The 2,799-nt window shown below is 64.9% G+C and carries 4 protein-coding genes and 2 pseudogenes; all 6 read left to right on the top strand.

Annotated features, from left to right (window positions below; genetic code table 11):
* Nucleotides 1-234 (top strand): annotated as a pseudogene (locus JHD77_RS30345) (transglycosylase SLT domain-containing protein); the annotation flags it as partial.
* 180 nt (nt 235-414) lie between these two features.
* Complete coding sequence (locus tag JHD77_RS30340; RefSeq protein ID WP_023657073.1) at nt 415-1,026, top strand: hypothetical protein; 612 nt, start codon at nt 415-417, stop codon at nt 1,024-1,026.
* A gap of 3 nt (nt 1,027-1,029) precedes the next feature.
* Nucleotides 1,030-1,419 (top strand): hypothetical protein, encoded by a 390-nt coding sequence (locus tag JHD77_RS30335; protein WP_003094234.1) that lies wholly within the window; start codon nt 1,030-1,032, stop codon nt 1,417-1,419.
* The gene (locus JHD77_RS30330; protein WP_003094236.1) at nt 1,409-1,717 is read left to right on the top strand and encodes a hypothetical protein; all 309 of its coding nucleotides are present in this window, start codon (nt 1,409-1,411) and stop codon (nt 1,715-1,717) included. Before JHD77_RS30335 ends, JHD77_RS30330 begins: the two co-directional genes overlap by 11 nt.
* A gap of 5 nt (nt 1,718-1,722) precedes the next feature.
* Nucleotides 1,723-2,298 (top strand): DUF3486 family protein, encoded by a 576-nt coding sequence (locus JHD77_RS30325; RefSeq protein WP_003094238.1) that lies wholly within the window; start codon nt 1,723-1,725, stop codon nt 2,296-2,298.
* Between the two features lies 1 nt (nt 2,299).
* Nucleotides 2,300-2,799, top strand: a pseudogene (locus JHD77_RS30320) (hypothetical protein); the annotation flags it as partial.

Raw genomic sequence — 2,799 nt, 5'->3', positions numbered from 1 at the left:
GTACTGTCCGCTTACAACGGCGGCCAGGGGTGGGTAAATCGCGACCGTAGGCTGGCCTCGGCATCCGGCGCCGACCAGCTGGCCTGGTTCGACTCCGTCGAGCGCTTCAACGCCGGGCGCTCGGCCGCCAACTTCCGCGAGAACCGCAACTACCCGCGCCTCATCCTGCTGCGCTACGAGCGGATCTATCTGCAGTGGGGCGACGGTGTGTGCGGCCAGAGGTATCAGCTATGAAACGCCTGCTCATGAGCTGCCTGGCCGTTGGCCTGGTGGGCTCGATCACCCTCGGCGCCACATCCCGCAACTGGCTGGCCCGGCCAGAGTTCCACTATTCGCCGCTCCCTCGGGAGAGACACGGAAAGTCGGGGGTGGCTCGGGCGAAACGTAAGGCACGCAAGTACAAGCGGAGGAACCATGGCCGTCCTTAGCCTCCTGCGCACCAGCACGTTCTGGCTCGTGCTGAGCGCAGTGCTGTGCGGCGCAGCCGTGGTAATCCACGGCTCCGCAAGCTACGACCGTGGGTACGCCACCGGCCGCGCCGAGGGTGACGCTGCGCTGCTCAACCTGCAGCTGCGGCACACCAACGAACGCGCCCAGGCCCTTCAGGACAGCCTGGTCCAGTACAAGCAGCAGGTCGCGCGCGCCAACCAGGCCGAGGAACAACTGCTGCAAGTACAGCAGCAACTGACCGACACCCGACACCAACTCCAGGAGCGAATTGCCCATGTATCGACCGCCTACCGAGCGGCACCTGGTGCTGCGCCTACTGCTATCCCTCGCTGTGTCTTCACTCGCGGCTGGGTGCGCGACTTCAACACCGCCCTCGGCGCCGGTTTGCCCGCCACAGGAGCGCGCACCGCTTCCCCCGGCACTCAAACAGCGACCTGGCCCGCCGCCGGTTCTGACGCCGAGCTACTGGAAAGCGGCGTCACTCCGGCGGACATCCTGGCCTTTGCCCAGGACTACGGGGCCTGGTCTCTTCGCAATCTCGCTCAGCTCAACGCACTACTGGAACAAGGGGAATAGGGAATGAAGGTCGAGCTGGAACTGTGGCAGTTGATCACTCTGCTGCTGACCTTCCTCGGGGCCTGCGCGGGCGGCGGCAAGCTGCTGCTCAACCAGATCCAGAAGAGCCTGGATGCGAGGTTCGCAAGCCAAGACCAGGCACGCCTGGCGAACCATGAGCAACTCTCCTACCGGCTGGACGCCATCGAGCAGGCCGCGCGGGAAGAAACCAACCAGTGGCAGCGCGTTGAGCGAGAGCTGATGAGCCTGAAGGCCGAGCTTCCGTTCCAGTACGTGCTTCGCGACGACTACATCCGCGGCCAGAGCGTGATCGAGATGAAGCTCGACAGCCTGGCCACGAAACTGGAAAACGCGCAGCTGCGCGGCTTGGTAGGAGCAAACCATGCAAACTGATATGGCCAAGATTCGCCGGGAATCCCTGCGCTGGCTGATTCTGCTGACCCTGAACAATGCTCGGCCGGTGGGCGCCTACGAGGGGCCGGTCCTCTCGGTTGCACAGAGTGAGTACCCCGACGCCACACCGCTGGAGATCCGTCGAGAGCTGGACTACTTGGCCGACCGTGACCTGGTGACCCTGGTCAAGGAACCGTCTGGCAAGTGGTTCGCCGATTTGACCCGGTACGGCACCGACGTCGCCGAGTACACCATCGACTGCGAACCCGGCATCGCCCGCCCCAAGAAGTACTGGTGACGACCATGGGGCGGAAATCATCGATCTCCCGGCTACCGGATCAAGTCCGGGCCTACATCGAGGGGCGCCTGGCCGATGGCCGGATGACCCTGGACGAGCTGATCGCGGACCTGCAGGCGCAGTTCCCGAGCCAGGCCGAGGCCGGCGAGCTGCCCAGCCGTGCGGCCGTGCATCGCTACGGCCAGAAGCTGGAGCGACGGCTGGCGGCAATTCGTGCCAGCACCGAGGCGGCCAAGCTGATCCGTGCCCAGGCCGGCGACGACCTGGACGCACGCAGCGAAGCGCTGACGGCGATGATCCAGTCCGAGCTGTTCGAGTCGATCATCTCCCTGCAGGAGGCTGGTGATGAAGAGATGGACCCGGCCGATCGTGTCGGACTGCTGGCGTCTGCGGCCAAGAACATCGCGACGCTGACGCGCTCCAGCGTCACGCTGAAGAAGTTCCAGGCAGAGGCTGAGCAGCGGGGCCGCGAGAAACAGCTCCAGGAACAGGAGCAGCGCCTGGAAGAGATGCGTGGCAGCGATGGCATGAGCGAGCAGCTCGAACAACGTATCCGCGACATCCTGCTGGGGAAAGCCTGACATGGCCATGCACGCAACGTCCGATAGCCTGGGCTCCAAGCTCAAGGCCACCAGCGCGCCGCGCAAGATCGACCTGGCCGAGGAGATGGCGTTGCATGGCGTCGATGTGCCGCAGGAGATATCCGAGGCGATTCCATCCAACGACGCCGTCTTCCTGGGCTACCAGCAGCGCTGGTTCGAGGACGAGAGTCCGATCATGATCGCGGAGAAGTCTCGCCGCACCGGCCTGACCTGGGCCGAAGCCGGGCGCAACGTGATCAATGCCGCCAAGCCGCGGCGCCGAGGTGGCTGCAACACCTTCTACGTCGGCAGCAAGCAGGAGATGGCGCTGGAGTACATCGCCGCCTGCGCGTTGTTCGCCCGCGCCTTCAACGAGCTGGCCGAGGCTGACGTCTACGAGCAGACCTTCTGGGACGAAGGGAAGAAGGAAGAGATCCTGACCTACATGATCCGCTTCCCGAAGTCGGGGCGGAAGATCCAGGCCCTGAGCAGCCGGCCGAG

Origin of the sequence: Pseudomonas sp. P20, assembly GCF_016463925.1 — a bacterium.
Lineage (GTDB): Bacteria > Pseudomonadota > Gammaproteobacteria > Pseudomonadales > Pseudomonadaceae > Pseudomonas > Pseudomonas aeruginosa.
This window is presented reverse-complemented; position numbering and strand designations above follow the sequence as displayed.

Coding starts and splice junctions, on each gene's coding strand:
- JHD77_RS30335 (WP_003094234.1), top strand. CDS start 1,030: ATGAAGGTCGAGCTGGAACTGTGGCAGTTGATCACTCTGCTGCTGACC.
- JHD77_RS30330 (WP_003094236.1), top strand. CDS start 1,409: ATGCAAACTGATATGGCCAAGATTCGCCGGGAATCCCTGCGCTGGCTG.
- JHD77_RS30325 (WP_003094238.1), top strand. CDS start 1,723: ATGGGGCGGAAATCATCGATCTCCCGGCTACCGGATCAAGTCCGGGCC.
- JHD77_RS30340 (WP_023657073.1), top strand. CDS start 415: ATGGCCGTCCTTAGCCTCCTGCGCACCAGCACGTTCTGGCTCGTGCTG.